A 24,227-nucleotide genomic window follows, 5' to 3' on the forward strand; every position below is an offset into this window, starting at 1 on the left:
GCCAAGGTCACCGGCGGCGCCGTGGCCCATGTCTTCGGAATCCCGGATCCTGCCCGCGGTCAAGTGGTCGCTGCCGTCATCACCCTGGACAACGGCGCCGCATTCGACGAAACCGGCCTTCGTCGCCAACTCGCGGCAGAACTGTCGGCGTACAAGATTCCCCGCCGATTCGCGGCGATCCCCGCCGCTGATGTTCCTCTGTTGGCCAGCGGGAAAGCTGATGTGCAGCAATTGAAAAGGCTGTTCGATGGCTGACACCGTCGATGAGCTGGTCCGGTTTCACTCGCTGCATGACGAGGTCAAGCCGATGGTGATCGACCTCGACCGTCGGCTCAGCTACCGCGAACTCGACATCACCACACACGACTTGGCCGCGGCGTTCATCGGCGCTGGTGTCGTCAAGGGCAGCCGGGTCGGGCTCATCATGCCCAACCGCGTCCGTTGGGTGCAGATCGCGATTGCCCTCACGCGAATCGGCGCCGTGCTGGTTCCATTGAGCGCGCTGTTGGCCGCGCGGGAACTGGTCGCACAGCTGCGTACCGCGTCGGTGCAGGTCCTGATCAGCGTCGAGGAATTCCGCGGTCACCACTACCTCGACGACCTTCGGTCGACTCTTGGCGTGCCCGATCTGTCCGAAACGCTGCAGCGCCCTGAACTTCCTGCGCTGCGGCAGGTTTGGGCGGCGGATCGGTTGCCGGACGTGTCCGCCGCTGAATCGAACCACTCCGTCGTCGACGCGCTGGCAGCGACGGTGACACCGAGTGACCCGATGGTCATCATGTTCACCTCCGGTAGCAGCGGTGCACCCAAGGGCGTGGTTCACTCGCACGGCAGCGCACTGGGTGCCGTTAGGTCCGGATTGGCAAGCCGTTGCATCGATTCCGAGACCAGGCTGTACCTTCCGATGCCGTTCTTCTGGGTGGGAGGCTTCGGCAGCGGTGTACTTTCCGCTCTGGTCGCCGGCGCGACTCTGATCACCGAGGAGATCCCACAACCAGAAACGACGCTGCGCCTGCTGGAACGCGAACGGGTGACACTGTTTCGCGGGTGGCCCGATCAGGCCGAGACACTGGCTCGCCACCCGTATCGTGCACAGACAGATTTATCCGCGTTACGCTCCGGCAGCTTGGAAGCCCTCTTACCGGCCGAGCAACGTGCCGAACCCGGCGCTCGGGCAACGTTGTTCGGCATGACCGAAGCATTCGGGCCCTACTGCGGATACCGCGCCGACACCGACATGCCACGCTCGGCGTGGGGCAGCTGCGGCAATCCGTTCGCCGGCATGGAGGTCCGGATCACCGACCCCGACGGCGGCCAAACCGTCGCGGCGGGAACCGTTGGGATGATTCAGATTCGGGGACCACACACCTTGCGCGGAATATGCCGGCGCAGCCGAGAGGACCTGTTCACCGCCGACGGGTTTTACCCCACCGGTGATCTCGGCCGGCTCGATGACGACGGCTTCCTCTTTTACCACGGTCGGTCCGATGACATGTTCAAGGTCAGCGGCGCGACCGTCTATCCGACCGAAGTCGAGCAGGCGTTGCGTGACATCGACGGGGTGGACAACGCGTTCGTCACCAATCTGGCTGGTGCACGGGGAGATCGCGTGTGCGCTGCGGTGGTGTGCGACACCGCCGCGACGACCGCCGAAGCGCTCCGCGCATCGGCTCGCAGTGTGCTCAGCTCGTTCAAAGTGCCGACAGTCTGGCTGCTCGTCGACTCCGATGACACGATTCCGCGTGGTCCGACCGGCAAGGTCGATGTCCGTCGGCTGCGCGAGTTGCTTGCCGGCGCACATAGCGTGCGACCCGGCTAAGTCGAATCGACGACCCCGTGTTCGGCGAGGTGGTCGATCAGCGGGGCCGCACCGGCGGCAAGGTGGTCTGACATGGCTTTGCGGGCCAGTTCGCTGTCATGCTTGGCCAGCGCTGCCACCACCCGGCGGTGGTCTTTGATCGACTGACCGGGCCAGCCCGCGATGGTGGGAAAAACGGATTCCGGCGCATAACGGGTGATCCGCGACATGATCTGCGCAAGTTTTGGCGACTCGGCAGCCACATTGATGGCCCGATGGAATTCATGGTTGAGCCGCACAGTTCGCTCGATATCGTTGCCCGCGTATGCTTCCTCGAGCTCAGCCTGGATTCGTTTGAGTTCGCGCAGTTGGTCGTCGTCGATGTTGACCGCGGCTCGTGCGGCGAGCTCACCACCGACATGGGCCTGCACATTGGCGACGTCGGCAAGGTCGCGTTGGGTGACTGGCAGCACCACGAACCCACGACGCGGCTGCTGGGCCAGCAGCCCCTCGGCGCGCAATTCGAAGAGCGCCTCCCGCACCGGGGTGACGCTGATCCCGAGTTCCGCCGCCAGCTGATCCAAGCGGACGTACTCGCCTGCCGAATAGGTGCCATCGAAGATCCGCTTACGGACATAGCGCGCAACGTCTTCGGAGAGCTGCGGCCGCGCGACGAAATCCGGGACGCTCACGGTCAAATCCGATACTCGGCGAGCAGTCGCTTGCTGATGATGGACTTCTGGATCTCGCTGGTCCCCTCGCCGATGAGCAGGAACGGGGCGTCGCGCATCAGCCGCTCGATCTCATACTCTTTGGAGTAGCCGTATCCACCGTGGATGCGGAAGCTCTGCTGGGTGACCTCCGCACAGAATTCGCTGGCAAGATACTTCGCCATTCCCGCCGCGACGTCGTTGCGCTCACCGGAATCCTTCAGCCGGGCCGCGTTGACCATCATCAGGTGAGCGGCCTCGACTTTGGTTGCCATTTCCGCGATTTGGAAGGCAATGGCCTGGTGCTCGGCGATCGGCTTGCCGAAGGTTTGACGCTGCTGGGCGTAGCGTGCGGCCAGCTCGAACGCGCGGATGGCCACCCCGACCGCACGGGCCGATACGTTGACGCGTCCAACCTCGATACCGTCCATCATCTGGTAGAAACCCTGCCCCGGCACGCCGCCCAAGACGTCGTCGGCGCTTGCGGCGTGTCCGTCGAAGATGAGCTCTGTGGTGTCAATCCCCTTGTAGCCCAGCTTGTCGATCTTGCCCGGAATCAGCAACCCGGGTAACACCTCACCGAATCCGGTCGGCTTCTCGATCAGGAAAGCGGTCAGATTGCGGTGCGGCGCTTCTGCGCCCTCATCGGTGCGAACCAGTACGGCCACCAAACTGGAGCTGGCGCCGTTGGTCAGCCACATCTTCTGGCCGTTGATCGTGTAGTCGCCATCGCTGCCCCGCGTCGCGCGGGTGCGGATCGCGGCGACGTCAGACCCCAACTCGGGCTCCGACATCGAGAACGATCCGCGTATCTCGCCGACCGCCATGCGCGGTAAGAAGCGCTGCTTCTGCTCGTCGGTGCCGTGCTGGCGCAACATGTAGGCGACGATGAAGTGAGTGTTGAGCACCCCCGAAACGCTCATCCACCCGCGGGCTAATTCTTCGACGCACAGCGCGTAGGTCAGCAGCGACTCCCCCAATCCGCCATACTCCTGCGGGATCATCAATCCGAACAGACCCATCTCCCGCATCTGGTCAACGATCGCTTGCGGATAGGTGTCGGTGCGCTCCAGCTCGGGCGCGTTAGGGATGACTTCCTTCTCGACGAATTGTCGTACCGTGGAGATGATCTCGTGCTGAACGTCGGTCAGGCCAATGGTCTCGGCAAGTTTCGTCATGGCGTCTTTCCCCTCGCTAGCAGGCGATCGTCTTCGCATCGGTCAGACGCGTGATGTCGGTGGCAGTCAGCCCCAGGCTCGCGGTGAGTACGTCGGCGGTGTCTTGACCCAGTCTGGGTGCGGGCTCGCCTGCGAAATGTCCGCCGTCGAACACGGTGGGCATCCCGGGCGCGAGGTAGTCCCCCAGGCCCTCCTGGTGCAGTCGGGAGAACAACGGATTTGCCGTCACCCGTTCGTCGTTGGCAACCTGCGCGAAGCTCTGATAGCGCTCGAACAACACACTGGTGGCCGACAACGCCTGCGTGACCTGGTCGGCCGTGTGATCGGCGAACCACGCGGCGAACAGTCCGCTGAGCACCTCGCGGTATCGGTATCGAACACCCTCGTCGGTGAAATCCGCGCGGAGCGCGTCGGCCAGCGCCGAAATGGCTGCACCCGTGCCGGATACCTCGACAAGATCCTGAAAATGACGTTTGGTCAACGTCACGATCATGAAAGCGACGCCATCGTTACTGGTGAAGTCTTGGCCGTACTGCCCATAGATCGCGTTGCCCAGGCGCTCACGTTCAGTGCCGTTCACCTGAGGCTCGGTCAGCAGTCCGAGATTGCCCGCGGTGGCTAACGCGACGTCTTCCAACGCGAGGCTGATCTGGGCGCCCGCTCCGGACCGGTCCCGGCGACGTACCGCGGCCACGACCGCGAGCGCGGCATACAGACCGCAGCAGACATCCCAGGCCGGCAGCACATGATTGATCGGACCGGCGTGGTTCACCGGGCCGGTGACCAATGGGAATCCGGTTGCCGCATTAACGGTGTAGTCGACACCGGTGGAGCCGTCATGACGGCCGAGGATCTGGAGATGGATCAGGTCGGGACGTTTCGCGGCGAGCGTGTCGTACGACAACCAGGACAGCCCGGCGGCGTTGGTGACCAGCACGCCGTCGCCTTCGACGATCAGTCGCTGGACCAGGTCTTGCCCTTCAGTTGATCGCAAATCGACCGTGACGGAACGCTTTCCTTTGTTCAGCCCGGTCCAGTAGATGGACGTGCCGTTCGCGGTAACTGGCCACCGGTGAGTATCGGACGCACCGCCGACGGGGTCGACCCGAATCACCTTGGACCCCAATTGGCTCAACGTCATTCCGCACAACGGCGCGGCGACGAAGCTGGAGACCTCGATGACGGTGAGATCGGCCAACGGCGTCGTCACTGCGGCCCGACTCGCTCGAAAACCGCGGCGAGGCCCTGCCCGCCGCCGATGCACATGGTTTCCAGTCCGTAGCGCGCGCCGCGCCGATTGAGTTCGCGGGCCAGCGTGGCCAGCATGCGGCCGCCGGTCGCGCCCACCGGATGGCCCAGTGAGATACCCGAGCCGTGCACGTTGGTCCGCTCCCGGTCGGCGGCGCCAAAGCCCCACTCCCGCATCACGGCAAGTGCCTGCGCGGCGAACGCCTCGTTGAGTTCGATGAGGTCGATGTCGCTCAATTGCAGGTCCGCCTTGGCCAGGGCGAGCTCGGTGGCAGGTACCGGGCCGATTCCCATCACGTTGGGTGGCACGGCCGCGACGCCCCAGGACACCAGCCGGACCAACGGGGTGAGGCCGAGTTCGGCGGCCCGGTCCGGGGTGGTCACCACACACATGGAAGCCGCGTCGTTTTGACCGCTGGCGTTTCCCGCCGTCACCGTCGCTTCTGGATCATCCTTGAGCAGAACGGGTTTGAGCTTGCTCAGCGATTCCACCGTGGTGTCGGCCCGCGGATGCTCGTCGGTGTCGATCAGCTCCTCGCCGCGTCGGCCACGCACGGTGACCGGGATGATCTCCTCGGCCAGGACGCCGTCCTTCTGCGCGGCCACCGCCCGCTGGTGCGACGCCACCGCTAGTTCGTCCTGCTCCTGCCGCGAGATGTTGTACTGGCGGCGCAAATTCTCCGCGGTCTCCAGCATTCCGCCGGGCACCGGATAGTGGCGACCGCCGGCGGTGGAGCGCCCGCGCGCCAATCCGTCGTGCACCTGTACGCCGCCGCGGCCACCACCCCAGCGCATGTCGGTGGAGTAGAAAGCGACGTTGCTCATGCTTTCCGCGCCGCCGGCGACGACCAGATCGTGGTCACCCGAGGTGATCTGGAGACTTGCCTGGATGACCGCCTGAAGGCCCGATCCACAACGACGGTCTACCTGCATGCCCGGTACCGTCACCGGCAAACCGGAATCAAGTGCGATCACGCGCCCGATCGCCGGCGCCTCGCTGTTGGGATAGCAGTGCCCCAGGATGACATCCTGTACCGCGTCGGGTGGGACGCCGGTCCGTTCGAGCAGCCCGGTAAGAGCGGCAACCCCGAGCTCAACAGCGCTCTGCGACTTGAACATTCCGCCGTAGCGGCCGATCGGTGTCCGAACCGGTTCGCAGATCACGGCTTCGCGACTGCTCACAGATGCCTCCCGCCGGTCACCTCGAGGACGGTGCCGGTCATGTATGACGACAGATCGGAGGCCAGGAACAACGCGACGTTGGCTACTTCTTCGGGCTCGCCGGCTCGTCCCATCGGTACCTCCGCGACTTTTGCGTCCCAAATCCGTTGCGGCATTGCCTCTGTCATCGCCGACCGGATCAGGCCGGGCTGGATTGCGTTGACCCGCACACCGAGGTGAGCGAGTTCCTTCGATGCCGCCTTGGTCATACCGACGATGCCGGCCTTGGCCGCCGAATAGTTGGTCTGGCCGACCATTCCAACCTTCCCGGAAATCGATGACATGTTCACGATCGTCCCGCGCTTGTTCTCCCGCATGATCGCCGCGGCTTTGCGCAAGCCGTTCCACGTTCCCTTCAGATGCACGGCGATCACCTGATCGAACTGTTCCTCGGTCATTTTGCGCATCGTCGCGTCGCGGGTGATTCCGGCGTTGTTGATCATGATGTCCAGCGTGCCGAACCGGTCGACGGCCGCGCCGATCAGTGCATCGACGTCGTCGCCGGATGTCACGTCGCAGCGCACGGCGATGGCGACCTCGTCGCCGCCCAGCTGCGCGGCCGCGGACTGCGTCGCCTCGAGATTCACGTCACCGAGCACTACCCGGGCGCCCTCATCAACGAACCGCTGCGCGATGGCCAAACCCAGCCCCTGGGCGCCGCCGGTGATGACTGCGGTCTGACCGGTCAACAACGACACACGATCACCGTCCTTCTATTCAGGCCCCCAACGCGGGACATCATCGCACATCATATTTCATATATGATCGCTGACTGCAGACACCCGGCGGGGCGCCGCAGCAGCGCGGCTGGCCGCGATCGCACCGCTCGAAGGGAGCGCTGATTCATGCCTAACTCGGTCGTCGACGACGACGACTTCCAGCAGATCCTGGCCCAGACCAGGCAGTTCGTCCGCACCGCCGTCGTCCCGCGGGAGCAGGAGATTCTGGCGACCGACCGGGTGCCAGACGATCTTCGGAACCAGGCCAAGGACATGGGCTTGTTCGGCTACGCCATCCCGCAGGAATGGGGTGGACTCGGGCTCGATATCACCCAAGACGTCGAGCTGGCGATGGAGCTGGGCTACACCTCGCTGGCGCTGCGGTCGATGTTCGGCACCAACAACGGCATCGCCGGTCAGGTCCTGGTCGGGTTCGGCACCGACGAACAGAAGGCCACCTGGCTGGAGGCGCTGGCGTCGGGAAAGGTCGCCTCGTTCGCGCTGACCGAACCTGGGGCGGGGTCGAATCCGGCAGGATTGCGCACCAAGGCTATTCGCGATGGCGCAGAAGGCGATTGGGTGATCACCGGCGAGAAGCGATTCATCACCAACGCGCCGGTTGCCGACCTGTTCGTGGTCTTCGCGCGAACCCGGCCCGCCGATGACGCCGGACCGGGCATCGCCGTGTTCCTGGTTCCCGCCGACTCCTCCGGAGTCGAGGTCGGAACCAAGGACGCCAAGATGGGACAGGAAGGCGCCTGGACCGCGGACGTGCGCTTCACCGATGTCCGCATCCCGGCCGGGGCGCTGGTCGGCGGCAGCGAGGACATCGGTTACCGCGCCGCGATGACCTCGTTGGCGCGCGGGCGGATTCACATCGCCGCGCTGGCCGTGGGAGCCGCACAGCGGGCGCTGGACGAATCCGTCAACTACGCGGCAACGGCCACCCAGGGCGGCACACCGATCGGGAACTTCCAGCTGGTGCAGGCGATGCTCGCCGACCAGCAGACCGGAGTGATGGCCGGTCGCGCGCTCGTCCGTGACGCCGCCCGGCTGTGGCTCACCGACCAGGACCGGCGCGTCGCCCCGTCGGCGGCCAAGGTGTTCTGTACCGAAATGGCCGGCAACGTCGCCGATCTCGCCGTGCAAATCCACGGTGGTAGCGGATACATGCGCGAGGTGCCGGTCGAACGTATCTACCGCGACGTGCGCCTGCTGCGACTGTACGAGGGGACCAGCGAGATTCAGCGGCTGATCATCGGCTCGAACCTGGTCAAGGCGGCACAACGCAGGCAGTGACGTAATATCGTCCCGGTTACAGTGGCCTTTACGATACGGAGCAAACATGGCTGGCCGGTTGACGGACAAGGTCGCATTCATCACCGGGGCGGCGCGAGGTCAGGGTCGCGCGCACGCCGTCCGGATGGCCCGTGAAGGCGCCGACATCATCGCGGTCGACATCGCCGGCAAGCTGCCGTCCTGTGTCCGATACGACTCGGCGACACCGGAGGATCTGGCCGAAACCGTTCGGCTCGTCGAGGCCGCTGGCCGCCAAGTCATAGCTTCGGCCACCGATATTCGCGACTTCGACGGTCTGCGCCAGGCGGTGGACGACGGCGTGGCTGCGCTCGGGCGGCTGGACATCATCGTCGCCAACGCCGGCATCACGGCTCCGCAGGCGTGGAACGAAATCACTTCCGAATCGTTTCGCGACGTGATCGACGTCAATGTGACCGGAACGTGGAACACCGTAATGGCGGGCGCACAGAAGATCATCGACGGTGGTCGCGGCGGGTCCATCATTTTGATCAGCTCCGCGGCCGGCATGAAGATGCAGCCGTTCATGGTGCACTACACCGCCAGCAAGCACGCGGTGACCGGGATGGCACGCGCATTCGCCGCCGAGTTGGGTATGCATTCGATCCGGGTCAACAGTGTGCACCCCGGTCCCGTCAACACTGCAATGGGCGGCGGCGACATGGTCGGCGCCTTGGCAAACTTTACCGAGACCAGTCCGCACTTGGCGAACACCCTCACACCGTTTCTACCGAATTGGGTTGCCGAGCCCGAGGATATCGCCGATGCGGTGTGTTGGCTGGCCGGCGACGAATCGCGAAACATCACGGCGGCCGCGATCCCGATCGATCAAGGTTCTACGCAATACTGATTCGGGTCACGCGATCAGGTCGAGCGTGCCGAGGTCGCGGATGGCTTGGCAGCCTCGGGCCAGCATGGTCAGTACCATGTCATCACCGCGGTCGGTGGCAGTGGCGAACGCGAATCCCAACGCCGAGATCAACAGAGCTTGCGGCGCGCCGAGTCGGTAGTCGCGCCAACAGGTTTCGCGATCGTAACCGGTCACACCGTAGCCGCAGAGCGCTCGATGGTATTCGTCGACAAGGTCGTGTTCGATCGATGCACGCAGCTCTGGCTTGAGGCTGGTCGCGGTGAAGTACGCGAGATCGCGCGCGGGCAGGCCTACTCCGAGCGTCTGCCAATCCACCACCGTCACGCCGGCGGCGTCGGCAGAGAACAACAAATTGTCGAGCCGGTAATCGCCGTGCAACAATGCGAACCGGTCCCGCTCGGCGAGCAACCAGGGCGTCACTAAACCCATTGCAGTGGTGAAGGTTTCGCGATCGGCCGCGCTCATTCGGTCCCCGAGCTTGTCCAACGTGATCTCGGCACTCATGCGCGCCACCTCACCCAGACCGCCGGCCGACGCTTCGTCCGGTCGGGCGAAGGCGATCCCGGGGAAGTCCAGCCAGAAGGGATCACACCAACTGGGACCGTGCAGTCCGGCTAAAGCCGTCACGACCAGTCGCGCTTCACGCTCACCGCAGCCCGCGATCTGGTCGCCTTGCACAGCCGGAGCCTGATCGGCCAGCAGCAGCGCGTAATCCAGTGCGTCCTCACTGATTTCGCAGTAGAAACACTGCGGGATGGGCACGCGAACCCGATCGGCCACCCCGGTGTAGAACGCGCACTCGCTGCGGTAGCCGATGGTCACCCGGTCACGCACGGTGTCGTCCTGCGCGGGCAGTTTGATCACGAAGGTGTCGGGCAGACTGCCCGCGTCATCGACGTAGGTCACCGACACCCGATACGTCGCTCCGGTCTGCCCGGTACCGATGGCGATCACGTCGACGCCGGACAACCGCACAGGTGTGCCGCGATTGCTCAGGACGGTGGAAAGCCACTCGACGGTGATGTCGTCCGGGTATCGGGGAATGGGCATCGGGATCTTCGCCCCTTTCGCTGGCTTGACCGGCGGGACAACTGTAAGGCATGCGGCATGAGTTACCGCCGTCCATCGTCTCACCGCACGTAAATGCCCTAATACCCCCCGTCGGCCTATGGCCCGTCCTAAGATCGCTCCACTTGTCTCGCTGCAGGGGTGATCACGATGAAGATGAATGCCGCGGTTCTGTGGGAGTTCAACGCGGAATGGAGTGTCGAAGAACTGGACCTTGACGGTCCGCAGGACGGCGAGGTTCTGGTGTCCTTCGAGGCCGCCGGGCTCTGCCACTCAGATCATCACGTCCGCACCGGCGACCTTCCCGTACCGCTGCCCATAGTCGGCGGCCACGAAGGGGCTGGCGTTGTGCAGGAGGTCGGCCCTGGCGTCAGGGACGTGCGGGTCGGCGACCATGTAGTGGCGTCTTTCCTTCCGGCGTGCGGGCGCTGCCGTTGGTGTGCAAGCGGCCATCAGAATCTGTGCGACCAGGGCGCGTTGCTCCTGAGCGGCGCCCAACTCGATGGGACGTATCGGCGTCGGGTCCGGGACCGCGACGTCGGTGCGGCATGCTTCTTGGGCACGTTCGCCCAGTACGGCACCGTGCCGGACAGCTCGATCGTCAAGATCGACAATGACCTTCCGCTCTCGCGTGCCTGCCTGCTTGGCTGCGGGGTCACCACTGGGTGGGGATCGGCGGTCAATACCGCCAAAGTAAGCCCGGGCGACACCGTCGTGGTGATCGGCTGCGGCGGCATCGGTAGCGGCGCGATTCAGGGCGCGCGATTGTCTGGCGCGGAAAAGATTGTGGTGGTCGACATCGTGGAAGGCAAGCGGGACAAGGCTTTCCAGTTCGGAGCAACTCATTTCGCCACGTCAATGACCGAGGCCACCGCTTTGGTCGGCGACTTGACGCATGGTGTGATGGCCGACTCGGCCTTGCTGACGGTCGGGGTTGCCGAGGGCCACATGATCGGTGAGGCGCTGGAGATCGTCCGCAAGGGCGGGGCGGTGGTGCTGACGGCGCTGGCACCGATCACCGACGTGACGCCGACCCTCCCGATGGCGATGTTCACACTGTTTCAAAAACGCCTGCTGGGCAGTCTTTACGGCGAGGCCAACCCGCGCGCCGACATTCATCGACTGCTGAGCCTCTACCGCGAGGGCAAGCTTTTGCTCGACGAAACGGTGACCGCCGAGTACAAACTCAACGACATCAACGAGGCCTACGACGATATGCTGGCGGGCCGCAACATTCGCGGCGTCATCATCCACGACCATTGAGTCGCATAGCGCGGCACGGCACGTCAGGTAGGAAGCCGACGACGCAAAACCGTCGATCCTGGCCCGGCAAGTGCGTCCAGCGACGCGGTGCGCCCGCAGACGCTCATCATCAAAGCTGCCACCGGTCCAGTGACCTCGGCGCCGTCGCGCCAGGATCGGCTTACATCGTTGGCGGACAATCGAATTCCCCGCAGCCGGCTCATCGGCACAAAACCGATCGGCCAGCGGCCGGTGAGAAAGTCCATCGCCGACACTATGTGCTGGACATCGGGCTCAAACGGCAGGCCGAGCGCAATCCGGACATCGCCGCTGTGCACCAAGATGTCGGCCAGCGGACCACGTGGGCCGAACACCGGTGACGAGATCGGGCGATCCGCGTGTTCACGGAGAGCGGCGAGGATCTCGGCCATCGGCGCCTGTGCGCGGCGTCGCGCCAGTCTGTCGATCCCGCGACTCAGGCTTCCGCACCGGATCGCCATCTGAAGAAACCCCGGCATCCCGTCAAGCACGGTGCTGACGACGTGCGCGGCCACCGTCTTGATATCCCAGCCCAGGCACAGGCTCGGCGTCGCAAGCTGCGCATCGTCGAGGTCGTCGATCAGACTCGCGAACTGACGTCGCTGGTCCGCGACCGCGGCGAAGACGAACTGATTGTCGGCACTGACCACGGCACTATGCCTTGCTCGTCGGGGTCCAGATTTGGGTGGATTCCGAACGGCCGCGCAGCACCATTTCTGCGTCGGAGACCCAGTTTCGACGCTCGGTTGTGTCGGCGCGCTCGATTGCGGCAGCCGAACACCCGATCCGTTGGTCCAGCGTTTTGGCGAAGTCGGCCAGCCGCGCCGCTTCGTTGACCGCATCGCCGACAACGGTGTATTCGTAACGCTTTTCGGCGCCGATGTTTCCGGCGAACACCGGCCCCGCCGATACGCCGATCCCGAAATCGACCATCGGTAGCCGACGCAGTTGATCGCGTAGCGTGCGGGCGGTCGCCAACGCCGCTGATGCCGCCCCGTCCAGGGCAAGCGGGGCCCCGAAGACCGCGAGTGCGGCGTCCCCCTGGAATTTGTTAATCAGCCCGTGGTGGTCGTCCACAGCGCTCACGACGATGCGGAAGAAGTCGTTGAGCACCTGAGCCACCTCTTGCGGCGGCCTACTCGCCGTCAAGGTCGTCGAGCCGACCAGGTCGATGAAGAGGATCGCCGCTTCTCGGACATCGCCGGACAGCAGGGTGCCCTCTTCGATCGCGCGGCGGGCTACGTCGGCTCCGACATGGCGGCCGAACAGGTCGCGTAACCGGTCGCGTTCGCCGATTCCGGCGACCATGCGGTTGAATCCGTGCTGTAGGCGGCCGATTTCAGACTTCTCGTAGACGCCGACGAAGGTGTCGATCTTGCCTCGCTCGACCTTCGCCATCGCGTCGACGACCTCGCGCACCGGATCCGATATCGAACGGGAGGTCATGATCATCACCGGAAGCCCGATCAGAATCGCGACCAGCGTCACGACCAGGATGGGCATCTCGACCGACCCGGTCTTCTGAATGATCCAGCCGTTCGAGCGCGCCAACACCAGACCGGCGATCGCAAAAGAGGGCAGACCGCTCCCCAACAGCCACGTGCCCACCAGTCGGGTGAGCACGCTGGGCGCGACCACCAGGCCCTCGGTCCCCTGCGTGGCCGCCAACATGATCGGCCGAAGGGATCGCTGCGTGAGCAGAAGACTGAGGCTCGCGGCTGCGGTCCCGCCGAACACGACCGCCAACAGAGTCGGGATCCAAAGGGCCGCAAGGCCGTCGAGATTCAGCACCAGGTAGGTGATGCCGCTGACCGCCCACACCACCGCCAGAATCATCGACTGCCGGGTGATGATGCGCATGACCGATTGCCGCTGCTCGGAATTTGGTTGTTGTTGAGTAACGAACCACCGCAGCACCGGAACGAGATTCGCGATACCGGCGACGGCGACGGCGACGGTCCCGAGCACGACGATGACCGTCGCGGTGATCAGGCTGGTCAGTGCGAAATACGCCCTGGCGTCACCGGCGAACTGACTGTGCAGCGGGATGACGATCGCGGCGGCATCGGCGGTGCCGAGCAGGTGACCGCAGGCGAGACCGGCCGCATAGCGGAACGACATCTTGCGGCCGATCTCCCGCTGTGCTTGTCCGGCGTCGGTCACGGGACAAACCTAGCCCGCTGACAGGCTGGACTGCCGCAGGTGCGTCAGCCCGCGGGGTACCCCACGGATTTGACCTCGGTGTACTGGTCGAATCCGGCCACACCGTTCTGGCGGCCGATTCCGCTGTCCTTGTATCCACCGAACGGCGTATCGGCGCCGTAGGGCGCGCCGCCGTTGACGCCGATGAAGCCGGCTTTGATCCGACGAGCCACGGCCAGCGAATGCTCCAGCGAGCCCGACATCACGTTGCCGGCCAGACCGTACACGCTGTCGTTGGCGATCCGGATCGCATCTTCTTCGTCGTCGAACGGGATGACCGACAGCACCGGACCGAAGATCTCTTCCTGGGCGATGGTCATCTTGTTGTCGACATCGGTGAAAAGCGTTGGCCGGACGAAATATCCCCTGTCGAAACCGGTTTCCGCACCGGGCCCGCCGACCAGCGCGGTGGCACCTTCCTCGACGCCCTTCTTGATGTAGCCCGTTACCCGGTCGAACTGGCGCTGCGAAATCACCGGCCCACACAAGGTGCCGGGATCCTGCGGGTCTCCGCAGGTGACGTTCTCGTAGATGCCCTTCAGGATCGCCACACCCTCCTCGTAGCGAGACCGCGGCAGCAGCATCCGGGTCGGGTTGGCGCAACCCTGCCCCGCGTGCATGCACGGGGCTATGCCGATCGCGCAGGCCAACCCGAAGTCGGCGTCCTCCAGGACAATGGTGGCCGACTTGCCGCCGAGTTCGAGGAACAGCCGCTTCATGGTGGCCGCGCCTTTTTCCATGATCCGCTTGCCGACCACCGTCGACCCGGTGAACGAGATCAGGTCGACCTTCGGCGACAGCGTCAGCTCCTCGCCCACAATGTGATCCGACGCGGTGACGACGTTGACCACACCGGCGGGGATATCGGTCTTTTCGGCGATGAGCCGACCAAGCCGAGTCGCGTTGAACGGAGTGTTCGGCGCCGGCTTGAGCACGACGGTGTTGCCGGTGCCCAGCGCCTGCCCCAGCTTGTTGATCGTCACCTCGAACGGGAAGTTCCACGGCACGATCGCACCGACCACGCCCACCGGCTCTCGCCAGACCTTGATGGAGGTGTTCGCGCCGGTGAGGCTGATCACCCGGTCGCCGAGATCGGTCTCCCATGCGTACTCGTCGATCAGCCTGGCCGGGTACTTCAGTCCGTCGGCCAGCGGGGCATCCAGCTGTGGGCCGAATGTGATGGCCCGGGGGGAGCCAACTTCAAGGATGAGCTCCTCGCGCAGCTCCTCTTTCTCCGATTCGATTGCGTCATGCAGCTGCAACAGGCACCGCTTGCGCAGCTCTTTGTTGGTGGACCAGTCGGTCTCGTCGAAGGCGCGCCGGGCGGCGTCGATGGCCCGGTGCATGTCCTCTTTCGACGCGTCGGCGACTTCCCCGAGCGACTCCTCGGTGGCCGGGTTGATGTTGGTGAAGGTGCCGGCCTGGCCGTCGACCAACTTGCCGTCGATCATCATCTTCGGCTCGAAGCGGACCTTTACAGTGTCAGTCATGTTTGTTGCGCTTTCGTAGTTGGGACGCTGAGCAGAGCGCCAGGACGCACGATACTATGGGAAGCCTTACCGGAAGATAGCCGGTTGGCAACCCTCCGACGGAGGTTGACCCATCCTCGATGTTGTTGACCAAATATCTGTTCCACCGTAGAGTTCGCCATTGCCCGTAGTCAATCGCCCCGAAGCCAACAGGAAACGTGGATTTCTCATACCCGCCAGAGGTGGAACAGGTCCGCAAAGAGTTGCGCGCGTGGCTGGCCGCGAACCTGACCGACGACGTCATCGCCGCGAACCGCGGGCGAGGTAGGGACGAAGCGGCATTTCAGACCCTTCGGGCATGGAACGCGACGATGGCCGACGCCGGCTGGGCCGCGGTCTCCTGGCCGCAGGAGTACGGCGGCCGCGGGGCAGGCGTCCTCGAGCAACTGGTCTGCGCCGAGGAGACCACCCGCGCACGGGTGCCGGTCCACCTCAATGTGATCGGGATGAACAACATCGCTCCAGCGATCATGCAGCACGGGACCGAGACGCAGAAGCGCACTCTGCTCCCCCGGATGATGCGCGCCGACGACATCTGGTGTCAGGGAATGTCGGAACCCGAAGCCGGCTCCGATCTCGCCTCGCTGCGCACCCGCGCGGTGCGCGACGGCGACCACTTCGTGGTCAACGGCCAGAAGATCTGGACCTCGCTGGGGCACCGGGCCAAGTGGTGCCAGCTGTATGTGCGCACCGACCCGGACGCGCCAAAGCACAAGGGCATCTCATGTCTGATTCTCGACATGTCGTTGCCGGGCATCGAAGTTCGTCCGCTTGTCACGCTGAGCGGCGACGCGGATTTCGCGGAGGTGTTCTTCAACGACGTGCGGGTACCTGCCGATGCCCTGCTCGGTCCGGAGAACGGCGGCTGGCAGATCGCCACCACGACGCTGAGTCACGAACGGGCCGGGGCCGCACGGCTCTACACCGATATGCAGGTGCGCCTCGCGGAATTGGTCACCGATCTTGCGGACGTACAGATCGGCAACCGGCCCGTGCTCGAGGACCCGACGACGCTGCGACGTCTGGGTGAAATCGCTTTGCGCATCAAATATCTCGAGGTGCTGTGCCAGCGATCGATCTCCGCGATCCTGCACGGCGGCGACGCGTTCGGGTCGGCAAGCCTCGCCAAGACGATCTGGGGTGAGGTCGGGCAGAGTATCGGCGCGCTGGCCTTCGACCTGCTCGGAACGCACCCCGACGGTCGCCGCTGGGCCGACTACCGCTTGACGTCGCGCTCGCTGACCATCGCCGGCGGGACGACGCAGATCAACAAGAACATCACCGCCCAGCGCATTCTGGGACTGCCCCGCTCATGAATTTGGAACTGACCGACGAGCAGGTCGCACTGCGCGACACCGTGCGAAGCTTTCTCGCCGAAAGGGCCTCCATCGCTGAGCATGTCCGCCCGATGCTCGACGACGCGACCGGTACCACCGAGGCGGTCTGGCGGGGGCTCGCCGACTTGGGCACCACCGGCCTGCTCGTGCCGTCGGAATACGACGGCGCCGGCATGACGATGGTCGAGGCCGGCATCGTGCTCGAAGAACTCGGCGCCGCGCTGCATCCCGGGCCGTGGCTGTCCACCGCCGTCGCCGCGACCCGCGCGTTGACGCGGTTCGAGGTGGACGCCAGTGTGGCGGCCCCACTGTTCACCGGGATCGCGAACGGTTCCACGACCCTTGCGGTGGGCCCGCTGGACGGTGAGCGCCCGAGCGCGGTCGCAAGCGCCGACGGTGTCGTGCTGCGCGGCGAGATCGACGGCGTGTGGGATGTCGCCGCCGCCGACCTGCTCCTCGTGTTCACCGACGATCGGGACGGCACAGGTCTTTTCGCGGTCCAGACGTCGGCGCCCGGCATCGACATCACCCCGCAAACCGGAATCGACCAGACCCGCAAGCGATTTCGTCTACGGCTCAACGAGACGCCCGCGCAACGTTTGAGTGCTGCACCTCCCGACTCCGTCGAGGCCCTGGTCGATGACGTGACGATCGCTTGGGCCGCTGACGCGCTCGGCGCGGCACAGGCCATCCTGGACCTGGTCGTCGAATACGCCAAGGTGCGGCGCCAATTCGGCCAGCCGATCGGCGCCTTCCAGGCGGTTCAGCATCTGTGCGTCGACATGTACGAGACGGTCGAGCTCGCCCGCAGCGGCGTGATCCACGCCTTGTGGGCCGCCGACGCCGGTAGTCGCGCGGAACGACATTCGGCCGCGTTGCGCACCAAGGCGTTCGCCGGCCGGCTGGCCGCGGTCGGCGATACGGCTATCCAGGTCTTCGGTGGTATCGGCTACACCTGGGAGCACGACGCTCACCTGTACCTCAAGCGCTTGCTCAGCTGGAGCGCATTTCTCGACGGACCCGACCAGTGCCTCGTGCAGATCGGTGCGCAGTTTGCCGAGTCCGTACTTCACTGAAATCCAATGACGCCGCGTTAATACCGTTCAACCTGCGCAATTGACGCTCAGCGACCTGGTAGCGTTAAACCAAATATTGGGTCAAGGATCGCGCGGGACCGGCCTGTGGAGGTGTCGTGGGGCTTCAGCAACCATCCGAGGCTGGAGCCACTTCGAGCTCTGCGCGCCTAGACTTGCCCGATGCCGAGTCGTTGGTCCGGTCCGAGCAAACCGGACGTTCACGCATGACGCCGCGGGGACGGGGTGCCGCAAAACGCGTCCCCAACTTGGCGAATGAGCGGGGCGGCTCTTATGACGACGGCACCCGTCGCACCGAAATCTTGCACACCGCTGCATCGTTGATCGCTTCCTCGGGCCTGCGAACGTCCCTACAAGAGATCGCCGATGCCGCGGGCATATTGCCCGGAAGCCTTTACCACCACTTCGAATCGAAGGAAGCGATCCTTGTCGAGCTGGTCCGGCGGTATTACACCGACCTCGATCGCATCGGCGAAATCGCGCACGAGAAATTAGACCAAGCCGACCCGCGCTCCGTCGCCGACAAGATCGTCGAATTGGGCTCCGCGATCGCGCGTTGCGCGGTACAGCACCGCGCCGCCCTGCAGATGTCGTTTTTTGAGGCCCCGAGCGCAAATCCGGAACTCGTCGAACTCCTCCAAAACCCGCCGACCGCCGTGCAGCAGGCGATGCTGCAAACGCTCCGCGCGGGCAGGTGGAGCGGTTTCATTCGATCCGACATCGACCTGCCCACGCTGGCCGACCGGATCTGCCAGACCATGATGCACGTCGGACTCGACATCATCAGGCACACCGGCGCGGCCGATCAGACCGCCGTCGTCATGTGCCGGATCATGTTGCACGGCCTGGCCAGTCGGTCGCCCAGCGATCGGGAACTGAACAGCTCCAGCGCTTTTGCCGCGGCCGAGGCGGCCATCAACACCTGGACCGACGAGGGCGAGTCGGACGGCAACGACAAAGCGGCACACGTGCGTGCGGTGGCACGAGCTGAGTTCGGCAGAAAAGGCTACGAGGTCACCACGATCCGTGACATCGCCGCGGCGGCAGGCCTGGGCACCGGGACGGTTTATCGGCTAATCGGGTCGAAAGACGAACTCCTCGCCTCGATCATGGAGTCGTTCGGCAACAAAGCCGGCGGCGGCTTCGCCAGCGTTCTGCGTACCGATGCCACGCCGGTGGAAAAACTGGACGCGCTCAGCTGGGTCAACATCAATGCGTTGGATCAGTTCCCCGACGAGTGGAAGATCCAGCTCGCGTGGATGCGCCAATCGCCGCCCGATACGCCCAACCCCGGGCTGGCGTTCACCATGCGCTTACGACAACTCAGAACGCTGTTGTCGGAAGGGATCGAGTCGGGCGACATCCGCATCGAGGATCCGCCGTCGCTGTCGATGCTGGCGCGCTACGTCATGGACGCGTTGTGGGTGCCGGAAAACATCGTGCGTGCTCAGGGCAAGGACGCTGCGCTGCTCAATGCCCGCGACACGCTGGTGCGCGGCGCCGCCGAGCGTGACACATCCGCATCAATCTGACAACCAAGATTTCGAATACACCCCGGTAGGCGCACCGGTCCCCGCATACTGGCGGGGTGCGCGCTGACGGATTCGGTGTCGTGGACTTCGCGTTCGCGGCACTGACATATCACGTGTTCGCGTGCGGATCGCGGTCTCGCACCCGACCTGGCAACCCCGTTCTTGTACCAAATATCTGTTCCACGTAAAGTACTCGCGGGCCTTACTGTTGGCGCCCCAAGAGAGGAATGAAATGACTGGTATCGAGCAGTTCCGCTACGACGGCAAGCGGGCGTTGGTAGTCGGAGGTGCCACCGGTATGGGCGCCGCTGCGGCCAAGATCGTCGGTGACCTGGGAGCCGAGGTCATCAACCTGGACTACGCGCCAGTCGAAGCCGGCCTGGGCCGCGGAATCCAGGTCGACCTTAGGGACCCGGCGTCGATCGACAAGGCCCTCGATGAGGTCGGCGGGCCCGTCGACGCACTGTTCTCTGCCGCCGGCATCGCCGATGGTCCGGACTTGATGAAGATCAACTTCATCGGGCACCGGCACGTGATCGACAAGCTGATCAGCAACGGCCAGCTGGGCCGCGGCGGGGCCATCTGCTTCATCTCCTCAGTGGCCGGCATCGGCTGGGAAACCGACTTGCCGAGGCTTCAGGAGTTCTTGGCCACGCCCGACTTCGAATCGGCAGACGCCTGGAGCAAAGCCCACGAGGCGGACAACTTTGGCCACTACGGCACCAGCAAGCAGGCGATCAACGCATATGTCGCGACGCATGCATTCCCGTTCCTGGCCAAGGGCATTCGAATCAACGCGATCTGCCCGGGGCCGACCGACACTCCGCTCGCACGAGCCAACGCCGACCTGTGGCTGTCGTTCGCGCAGGACTACCGCGAGGCCACCGGCAGCGCGACGCACACGCCCGAGCAGATGGGCAACGTGATGGCGTTCCTCAACAGCGACGCCGCCGCGGGTGTCAACGGCGTGACCCTGCTCGTCGACTACGGACACGTCAGCTCGTCGAATACCGGGACGTTCGCGGCGGGCAAGCCGATCATCGACTTGCTCATGGGCCGCGTCTCGCTTGGATAGCCGTCGCGGACGTTTACTCCCGAGGACGCGCGCAGGCTGATAGAAACAGCGTGCGGGACAAACCTGCGTGCGTTTGGAGGTGCCCGATGGGACGACGACTTATCACCGCGGCGGTAAGCGCTTCATTGGTGGCGGCATCGTGCGCGGGGTGCTTTACCGACAACAGGGTCACGCAGAAGACCGCTCGCATCACGGTCGACAACAACACCCGCACCTCGCACGCCGTCACGTGTAGCCAGGTCGACTGGTTGCTGACGGCGAACATCAGCGCCGCGCCTGCGAATGTTCGCGTGCTGCTCAAGCTGGACCCGGAAACCCCCAAGGTTGAATCGGTCCACTTCGACAACTTCGCGGGCTTCTCCGGCGTCTCCGACTCCGGAGCCGGTGAGGCGAAGATCCGGTTTGCCAACAACACGTACACCATCACGGGGACGGCCGAAGGATCTCAGCTCAACGATCCGCGCATCTCCGTGACGGCCCCGTTCACCATCGAAGTGGGTTGCTGAGCGACGACCGTTCAGCGGGCGTCTAGTCGGCATCCTCGTCGGGCGGCGGTTGAAACTCTTGCGCAGGAGGCGTCCTCTTCAGCCATGCTCTCAGCCGGACAAGTGGGCTGACGACGACGCCGGTGGCCAGCAAGATCAGTAGGACGATAACTGCGGCGTTCACAATCTCAATGGTGACAGGTCGGGGTGAATTATTGCGCCATCGGTATTCGGAGATTCGACCCAAGCGATACCAATTGCACATGGTGCTCCTGTTGCAGAAGTTGCTGAAATTGCGTGCGAATCGGCGAAGTTGATTCGCTATCTGCGCAGGTAGTCGGGTCGAATGTGGCAAATACGCGATGCGGCCAGGTTTGAGGTGGCTGTCGGTCGGCTATTCCAACCCAGCGTGTTCTCACCTCGATCGCGAGTTCGCGCTCGGAAAACAGGGAACTAAGAAGGAGACCATTGTGAAGTTCACAACGACGACAATGAAGACGGCGATTGGTGCCGCGGGTATTGCCGCGGTGAGCCTCGCCACCGCAGGATCCGCTTCGGCCGCGCCCAACATTCAGGGATTCGGTACCAGCGAGCCTCTGATCGACGGGCCGATGGTGACCAACTACACGGTGAGCAACCTGCAGCCAAGCAACATTGCGATTCCCGGCTTCACTCCGAAGGGAACGCTGTACCAAGCAGACGTCACCGTCCGGTCGGACGGTGGGATCGTCACACCGCAGGTGCGAGACTTCAGCGCTCGCGGCCCCAACGGTCAAACCTACAAATTGATCGACAAGGTCGAGGTACCAAACGGCCTCAACCCGGCGCCCATCCCCCAGGGCAGTGAGTCGAAGGGGACGCTGTACTTCGATGCCACGGGAGCACCGCCGAACGGAGTTGTCTACAACGACGGACTGCAGGACATCCTGATGTGGACGTCGAACGTGCCGGGGACGTCGCCGAACATGTCGGGAACCTCCCCGAACATGCCGGGAACGTCGGCGCCTGGTGAGCCGGGCAACACCGGCCCCGCGCCGGGCGCGCTTCCCGCGCCGGCAACGACCTAGCCCGCTGTGAAGTGTCTCCCCTCGCCACGATCGGCGAGGGGAGACATTTTATTGATGCGCTAAACCTGCAGTGCGGCATGGCTTTACCACTGACTTGGCCGAAATGCGCCGAGAGGTTGGGCTAGGGCTAATACGGTCCCCGTTCCGATAGGGCCCGCGCTATCGAACAGGGTGGCCGTCCCGGCCCCCACACCGTCGTTTCCGTAGTAACTCTGCGCAGCCAGCCCGATGTACTCGCCTTCGGGCAATCGGCTCATCGCCACGGTGTAATCGGCATTGATGTGCCGCAAGCCCGCTGTGCCCCAATGCGTCAACGAGCTGATGACGTCGCCGGCAACGGCCGCCCGGGTGAACGGCGTGAGTGGGTGTCCTGCCACCATCGGACGAAACATGCGCGTCCACGCGAACTTCTGCACACCCGGTTGCTCCCACTCAAGCGGAGGCATGCCTGCAGTGCCGGGATGGGAGTTAGCGCTGGCGGTCCAGATGCCGAATGGCATCTCCGCTTCGGGAATCTTAGAGTTAGCCGGCATCGGAGGCATCGCCACGGGCGCGGACCACACCTGACCCTCGGGTTCGGCACTGCGCCGCAAGAAGAGCGCGCTGGCTCGCGCGACAACCTGGCCGTTCTGCAGCAGCGCGGCGTCGGCGAGTTTGATACGCCGGCCCTCGCGTTGAATCGACGTCTCGATCGACACGGGTGCAATGGGCACCGGGCGCAGGAGATCAACCGTGAGTCGAGCCGGTTGAAGGTCGTCGTCGCCATGACGGTCCAATGCCCAGCCCAGTAGCCCGCCGACGATCTGACCGCCCATCGTCTGGCCCCACGGTCCACCGGTCATGCTTCCGGGAAGGTAAGAGTTGCCGTCGGCGGTGAAGAATGCATCCACCCGCTCATGCTAGGGAGCGGGTGGATGCACCGGCGTCCGCGCTCGGCGGAAGTTCACATCTGTGCGGGCGGAGGGACTCGAACCCTCATGCTCTCTCGAGCACCGGCACCTAAAGCCGGCGTGTAAGCCAATTCCACCACGCCCGCGCGCCCAGCGATCGTACCGCCTTCGGTCACCGACAATTTGCGTCGGTCGCGGCTCCTAATCTGACTTCGTAGGAAGAAAGAGAAGGGACGAGCAGGTGCGATCGTCGGAGGACTACGAAACCGTGATAGGTCTTGCCGCAAGCGGAATGAACGATTGCGCGATCGCCCGTGAGACGGGGATACCGCGGAGAACAGTGCGAGACCTACGCTGCCGGCCAATGATCCGAGCGAGGCTCTCGGCTGCGGGATCAATATGCGGAATCGATCACGACATCCTTGCGCTGCCACCTGCGGCATACGGCTATCTACTTGGGATCTACTTGGGCGATGGCTGCATCTCACGCGGCGGGCGCGTGTGGCGACTGCGGATCACGCTCGATTCTCGCTACCCCGACATCATCGAACGCACTCGCGATGCGATCGAAGTCCTTATGCCGGGCCAGCGTGCAGGGGCTTGGCGACGTTCCGACAATTGCACGGAGGTTTATCTGTACTCGAAACATTGGCCGTGTCTATTTCCTCAGCACGGACCGGGCAAGAAGCACTTGAGACCGATTCGACTCGAGTTTTGGCAGCAAGCGCTTGTCAAAGAAGCCCCCGAAGAATTTGTGCGGGGCCTCATCGACAGCGATGGCTGCCGCGTGGTTGCGAACGATCGCGGCGTCAAAAGCGTTCGATACCACTTCTCGAACCGATCCGAAGACATTCGCGGGCTGTTCTGCGCCACACTTGATGACCTGGCTATTCCATGGACGCGACCGAGCGAATATCACGTTGCCGTCTACCGCAAGGCCGCGGTAGCGCGCCTCGACGAATTCGTCGGACCGAAAGCGTGACGGGCCTGCCCAGAACACCTCGGGGTACTTTCTAGGGATGTCCACTACACGTCGTCGGAGACTCGCACTGATCGTGCTGGTGGTCTTCGCGGCGGGCGGCTGTCTGGCCCTGGGCTGGTGGCAGTGGACGAGATTTCAATCGACGTCGGGCACTTTCCAGAATCTCGGCTACGCCTTGCAGTGGCCAGCGTTCGCCGGATTCTGCGTCTATGCCTATCGCAAATTCGTCCGTTACGAGCAAGCGCCGCCGGACCATCGAAACACCGACGCTGTCAACGAGATACCGGACGGACTGTTGCCTGAACGTCCCAAGGCCGCGGAACAGAACTCCGACGACCCGGCGCTTCGCGAGTACAACGCCTATCTGGCCGAACTTGCCAAGGCAGACAACGACAACCATCCAAAGCAGAACAGGACAACCGCATGACCACAACCGGCGAGAACATCCGCACTCCCCTGCTCGCCTACCGCGTGATGGCGTGGACGACGGGTCTGTGGCTTATCGCCCTGTGCTACGAGCTGGTGGTCCACTACATCGTCAAGGTGTCGAATCCACCCACCTGGATCGGCATCGTGCACGGCTGGGTCTATTTCGCTTATGTACTGGCGGCTTTCAACCTTGC

25 protein-coding genes and 1 tRNA gene are annotated in these 24,227 nt (G+C 64.2%); 14 read left to right on the forward strand and 12 right to left on the reverse strand.

Annotation, left to right across the window (positions count from 1 at the left end; translation table 11 throughout):
* Both VGH54_RS02815 and VGH54_RS02820 read left to right on the forward strand, forming a co-directional pair.
* On the forward strand, positions 1-255 hold a 255-nt coding region (locus tag VGH54_RS02815), incomplete at its 5' end, for an AMP-binding enzyme (RefSeq protein ID WP_414688627.1).
* Positions 248-1,819, forward strand: a complete 1,572-nt coding sequence (locus tag VGH54_RS02820; RefSeq protein ID WP_331510415.1) for a class I adenylate-forming enzyme family protein — start codon at positions 248-250, stop codon at positions 1,817-1,819. The genes VGH54_RS02815 and VGH54_RS02820, both read left to right, overlap by 8 nt.
* Here the strand turns inward: VGH54_RS02820 and VGH54_RS02825 are convergent.
* Genes VGH54_RS02825 through fabG form a run of 5 tightly spaced genes read right to left on the reverse strand, consistent with a single transcriptional unit; the run spans position 1,816 to position 6,853 of the window.
* Positions 1,816-2,490, reverse strand: a complete 675-nt coding sequence (locus tag VGH54_RS02825; protein ID WP_331510416.1) for a GntR family transcriptional regulator — start codon at positions 2,488-2,490, stop codon at positions 1,816-1,818. The genes VGH54_RS02820 and VGH54_RS02825 overlap by 4 nt on opposite strands.
* A 2-nt stretch (positions 2,491-2,492) precedes the next feature.
* Positions 2,493-3,686 carry an acyl-CoA dehydrogenase family protein gene (locus tag VGH54_RS02830; RefSeq protein WP_331510417.1) on the reverse strand — a complete coding sequence of 398 codons (1,194 nt, stop codon included), beginning with the start codon at positions 3,684-3,686 and terminating at the stop codon, positions 2,493-2,495.
* Positions 3,687-3,702: 16 nt separating this feature from the next.
* A complete protein-coding gene (locus tag VGH54_RS02835; RefSeq protein WP_331510418.1) occupies positions 3,703-4,896 on the reverse strand; it encodes a CoA transferase in 1,194 nt (397 codons plus the stop codon).
* On the reverse strand, positions 4,893-6,116 hold the full coding sequence (locus VGH54_RS02840; RefSeq protein ID WP_331510419.1) for an acetyl-CoA C-acetyltransferase: 1,224 nt from the start codon (positions 6,114-6,116) through the stop codon (positions 4,893-4,895). The genes VGH54_RS02835 and VGH54_RS02840 overlap by 4 nt, the downstream gene beginning before the upstream one ends.
* Positions 6,113-6,853, reverse strand: coding sequence for a 3-oxoacyl-ACP reductase FabG (gene fabG / locus VGH54_RS02845; RefSeq protein ID WP_331510420.1), 741 nt, complete (start codon positions 6,851-6,853; stop codon positions 6,113-6,115). The genes VGH54_RS02840 and fabG overlap by 4 nt, the downstream gene beginning before the upstream one ends.
* A gap of 147 nt (positions 6,854-7,000) precedes the next feature.
* Here fabG and VGH54_RS02850 point away from each other — a divergent pair, with 147 nt between their 5' ends.
* Together VGH54_RS02850 and VGH54_RS02855 are read left to right on the forward strand one after the other, a co-directional pair.
* Positions 7,001-8,173, forward strand: coding sequence for an acyl-CoA dehydrogenase family protein (locus VGH54_RS02850; protein WP_331510421.1), 1,173 nt, complete (start codon positions 7,001-7,003; stop codon positions 8,171-8,173).
* 46 nt (positions 8,174-8,219) lie between these two features.
* Positions 8,220-9,041, forward strand: coding sequence for a mycofactocin-coupled SDR family oxidoreductase (locus VGH54_RS02855; protein WP_331510422.1), 822 nt, complete (start codon positions 8,220-8,222; stop codon positions 9,039-9,041).
* A 6-nt stretch (positions 9,042-9,047) separates the two neighbouring features.
* Here VGH54_RS02855 and VGH54_RS02860 read toward each other — a convergent pair whose 3' ends face one another.
* On the reverse strand, positions 9,048-10,112 hold the full coding sequence (locus VGH54_RS02860; protein ID WP_331510423.1) for a phosphotransferase family protein: 1,065 nt from the start codon (positions 10,110-10,112) through the stop codon (positions 9,048-9,050).
* 168 nt (positions 10,113-10,280) lie between these two features.
* Between VGH54_RS02860 and VGH54_RS02865 the strand changes: the two genes are divergently transcribed.
* Complete coding sequence (locus tag VGH54_RS02865) at positions 10,281-11,393, forward strand: NDMA-dependent alcohol dehydrogenase (RefSeq protein ID WP_331510424.1); 1,113 nt, start codon at positions 10,281-10,283, stop codon at positions 11,391-11,393.
* A gap of 23 nt (positions 11,394-11,416) precedes the next feature.
* Here the strand turns inward: VGH54_RS02865 and VGH54_RS02870 are convergent, their stop codons facing one another.
* The 3 genes from VGH54_RS02870 to VGH54_RS02880 form a co-directional block, all read right to left on the reverse strand.
* Positions 11,417-12,061: a maleylpyruvate isomerase family mycothiol-dependent enzyme gene (locus VGH54_RS02870; protein WP_331510425.1), complete on the reverse strand. Its 645-nt coding sequence runs from the start codon at positions 12,059-12,061 to the stop codon at positions 11,417-11,419.
* A gap of 4 nt (positions 12,062-12,065) precedes the next feature.
* Positions 12,066-13,532, reverse strand: a complete 1,467-nt coding sequence (locus tag VGH54_RS02875) for an adenylate/guanylate cyclase domain-containing protein (protein WP_331510437.1) — start codon at positions 13,530-13,532, stop codon at positions 12,066-12,068.
* An 86-nt stretch (positions 13,533-13,618) separates the two neighbouring features.
* Positions 13,619-15,103 carry an aldehyde dehydrogenase family protein gene (locus VGH54_RS02880; RefSeq protein ID WP_331510426.1) on the reverse strand — a complete coding sequence of 495 codons (1,485 nt, stop codon included), beginning with the start codon at positions 15,101-15,103 and terminating at the stop codon, positions 13,619-13,621.
* A 197-nt stretch (positions 15,104-15,300) separates the two neighbouring features.
* Between VGH54_RS02880 and VGH54_RS02885 the strand changes: the two genes are divergently transcribed.
* The 5 genes from VGH54_RS02885 (at position 15,301) to VGH54_RS02905 (ending at position 20,686) form a co-directional block, all read left to right on the forward strand.
* Positions 15,301-16,458 carry an acyl-CoA dehydrogenase family protein gene (locus VGH54_RS02885; protein ID WP_331510427.1) on the forward strand — a complete coding sequence of 386 codons (1,158 nt, stop codon included), beginning with the start codon at positions 15,301-15,303 and terminating at the stop codon, positions 16,456-16,458.
* Positions 16,455-17,555, forward strand: a complete 1,101-nt coding sequence (locus VGH54_RS02890) for an acyl-CoA dehydrogenase family protein (protein ID WP_331510428.1) — start codon at positions 16,455-16,457, stop codon at positions 17,553-17,555. Before VGH54_RS02885 ends, VGH54_RS02890 begins: the two co-directional genes overlap by 4 nt.
* 224 nt (positions 17,556-17,779) lie before the next feature.
* Positions 17,780-19,105: a TetR/AcrR family transcriptional regulator gene (locus VGH54_RS02895; RefSeq protein ID WP_331510429.1), complete on the forward strand. Its 1,326-nt coding sequence runs from the start codon at positions 17,780-17,782 to the stop codon at positions 19,103-19,105.
* Between the two features lie 232 nt (positions 19,106-19,337).
* The gene (locus VGH54_RS02900) at positions 19,338-20,180 is read left to right on the forward strand and encodes an SDR family oxidoreductase (RefSeq protein ID WP_331510430.1); all 843 of its coding nucleotides are present in this window, start codon (positions 19,338-19,340) and stop codon (positions 20,178-20,180) included.
* Between the two features lie 86 nt (positions 20,181-20,266).
* Positions 20,267-20,686 (forward strand): lipoprotein LpqH, encoded by a 420-nt coding sequence (locus tag VGH54_RS02905; RefSeq protein ID WP_331510431.1) that lies wholly within the window; start codon positions 20,267-20,269, stop codon positions 20,684-20,686.
* A 22-nt stretch (positions 20,687-20,708) separates the two neighbouring features.
* Here the strand turns inward: VGH54_RS02905 and VGH54_RS02910 are convergent, their stop codons facing one another.
* Positions 20,709-20,849, reverse strand: coding sequence for a hypothetical protein (locus VGH54_RS02910; RefSeq protein ID WP_331510432.1), 141 nt, complete (start codon positions 20,847-20,849; stop codon positions 20,709-20,711).
* Positions 20,850-21,156: 307 nt separating this feature from the next.
* On the opposite strand from VGH54_RS02910, the gene VGH54_RS02915 reads away from it, so the two are divergent.
* Positions 21,157-21,732: an MPT63 family protein gene (locus tag VGH54_RS02915; protein ID WP_331510438.1), complete on the forward strand. Its 576-nt coding sequence runs from the start codon at positions 21,157-21,159 to the stop codon at positions 21,730-21,732.
* An 83-nt stretch (positions 21,733-21,815) separates the two neighbouring features.
* On the opposite strand, the gene VGH54_RS02920 is transcribed toward VGH54_RS02915, so the two are convergent.
* Entirely contained in the window at positions 21,816-22,574 is a 759-nt protein-coding gene (locus VGH54_RS02920) for a thioesterase family protein (protein WP_331510439.1), read from the reverse strand.
* A gap of 110 nt (positions 22,575-22,684) precedes the next feature.
* Positions 22,685-22,768, reverse strand: a tRNA-Leu gene (locus VGH54_RS02925).
* Positions 22,769-22,986: 218 nt separating this feature from the next.
* Here VGH54_RS02925 and VGH54_RS02930 point away from each other — a divergent pair.
* The 3 genes from VGH54_RS02930 to VGH54_RS02940 form a co-directional block, all read left to right on the forward strand.
* Entirely contained in the window at positions 22,987-23,604 is a 618-nt protein-coding gene (locus VGH54_RS02930) for a hypothetical protein (protein WP_331510433.1), read from the forward strand.
* Between the two features lie 37 nt (positions 23,605-23,641).
* Positions 23,642-24,031 carry a hypothetical protein gene (locus VGH54_RS02935; RefSeq protein ID WP_331510434.1) on the forward strand — a complete coding sequence of 130 codons (390 nt, stop codon included), beginning with the start codon at positions 23,642-23,644 and terminating at the stop codon, positions 24,029-24,031.
* On the forward strand, positions 24,028-24,227 hold a 200-nt coding region (locus VGH54_RS02940), incomplete at its 3' end, for a DUF3817 domain-containing protein (RefSeq protein WP_331510436.1). The genes VGH54_RS02935 and VGH54_RS02940, both read left to right, overlap by 4 nt.

Origin of the sequence: Mycobacterium sp. (genome assembly GCF_036488105.1) — a bacterium.
GTDB lineage: Bacteria > Actinomycetota > Actinomycetes > Mycobacteriales > Mycobacteriaceae > Mycobacterium.

What these genes read in the sequence shown, in the direction of transcription:
- VGH54_RS02900 (WP_331510430.1), top strand. Translation starts at nt 19,338, where the DNA reads ATGACTGGTATCGAGCAGTTCCGCTACGACGGCAAGCGGGCGTTGGTA.
- VGH54_RS02890 (WP_331510428.1), top strand. Translation starts at nt 16,455, where the DNA reads ATGAATTTGGAACTGACCGACGAGCAGGTCGCACTGCGCGACACCGTG.
- VGH54_RS02930 (WP_331510433.1), top strand. Translation starts at nt 22,987, where the DNA reads ATGATCCGAGCGAGGCTCTCGGCTGCGGGATCAATATGCGGAATCGAT.
- VGH54_RS02920 (WP_331510439.1), bottom strand. Translation starts at nt 22,574, where the DNA reads ATGACCGGTGGACCGTGGGGCCAGACGATGGGCGGTCAGATCGTCGGC.
- VGH54_RS02880 (WP_331510426.1), bottom strand. Translation starts at nt 15,103, where the DNA reads ATGACTGACACTGTAAAGGTCCGCTTCGAGCCGAAGATGATGATCGAC.
- VGH54_RS02895 (WP_331510429.1), top strand. Translation starts at nt 17,780, where the DNA reads ATGACGCCGCGGGGACGGGGTGCCGCAAAACGCGTCCCCAACTTGGCG.
- VGH54_RS02935 (WP_331510434.1), top strand. Translation starts at nt 23,642, where the DNA reads ATGTCCACTACACGTCGTCGGAGACTCGCACTGATCGTGCTGGTGGTC.
- VGH54_RS02865 (WP_331510424.1), top strand. Translation starts at nt 10,281, where the DNA reads ATGAAGATGAATGCCGCGGTTCTGTGGGAGTTCAACGCGGAATGGAGT.
- VGH54_RS02915 (WP_331510438.1), top strand. Translation starts at nt 21,157, where the DNA reads ATGAAGACGGCGATTGGTGCCGCGGGTATTGCCGCGGTGAGCCTCGCC.
- VGH54_RS02850 (WP_331510421.1), top strand. Translation starts at nt 7,001, where the DNA reads ATGCCTAACTCGGTCGTCGACGACGACGACTTCCAGCAGATCCTGGCC.
- VGH54_RS02905 (WP_331510431.1), top strand. Translation starts at nt 20,267, where the DNA reads ATGGGACGACGACTTATCACCGCGGCGGTAAGCGCTTCATTGGTGGCG.
- VGH54_RS02860 (WP_331510423.1), bottom strand. Translation starts at nt 10,112, where the DNA reads ATGCCCATTCCCCGATACCCGGACGACATCACCGTCGAGTGGCTTTCC.
- VGH54_RS02855 (WP_331510422.1), top strand. Translation starts at nt 8,220, where the DNA reads ATGGCTGGCCGGTTGACGGACAAGGTCGCATTCATCACCGGGGCGGCG.
- VGH54_RS02875 (WP_331510437.1), bottom strand. Translation starts at nt 13,532, where the DNA reads ATGTCGTTCCGCTATGCGGCCGGTCTCGCCTGCGGTCACCTGCTCGGC.
- VGH54_RS02820 (WP_331510415.1), top strand. Translation starts at nt 248, where the DNA reads ATGGCTGACACCGTCGATGAGCTGGTCCGGTTTCACTCGCTGCATGAC.
- VGH54_RS02830 (WP_331510417.1), bottom strand. Translation starts at nt 3,686, where the DNA reads ATGACGAAACTTGCCGAGACCATTGGCCTGACCGACGTTCAGCACGAG.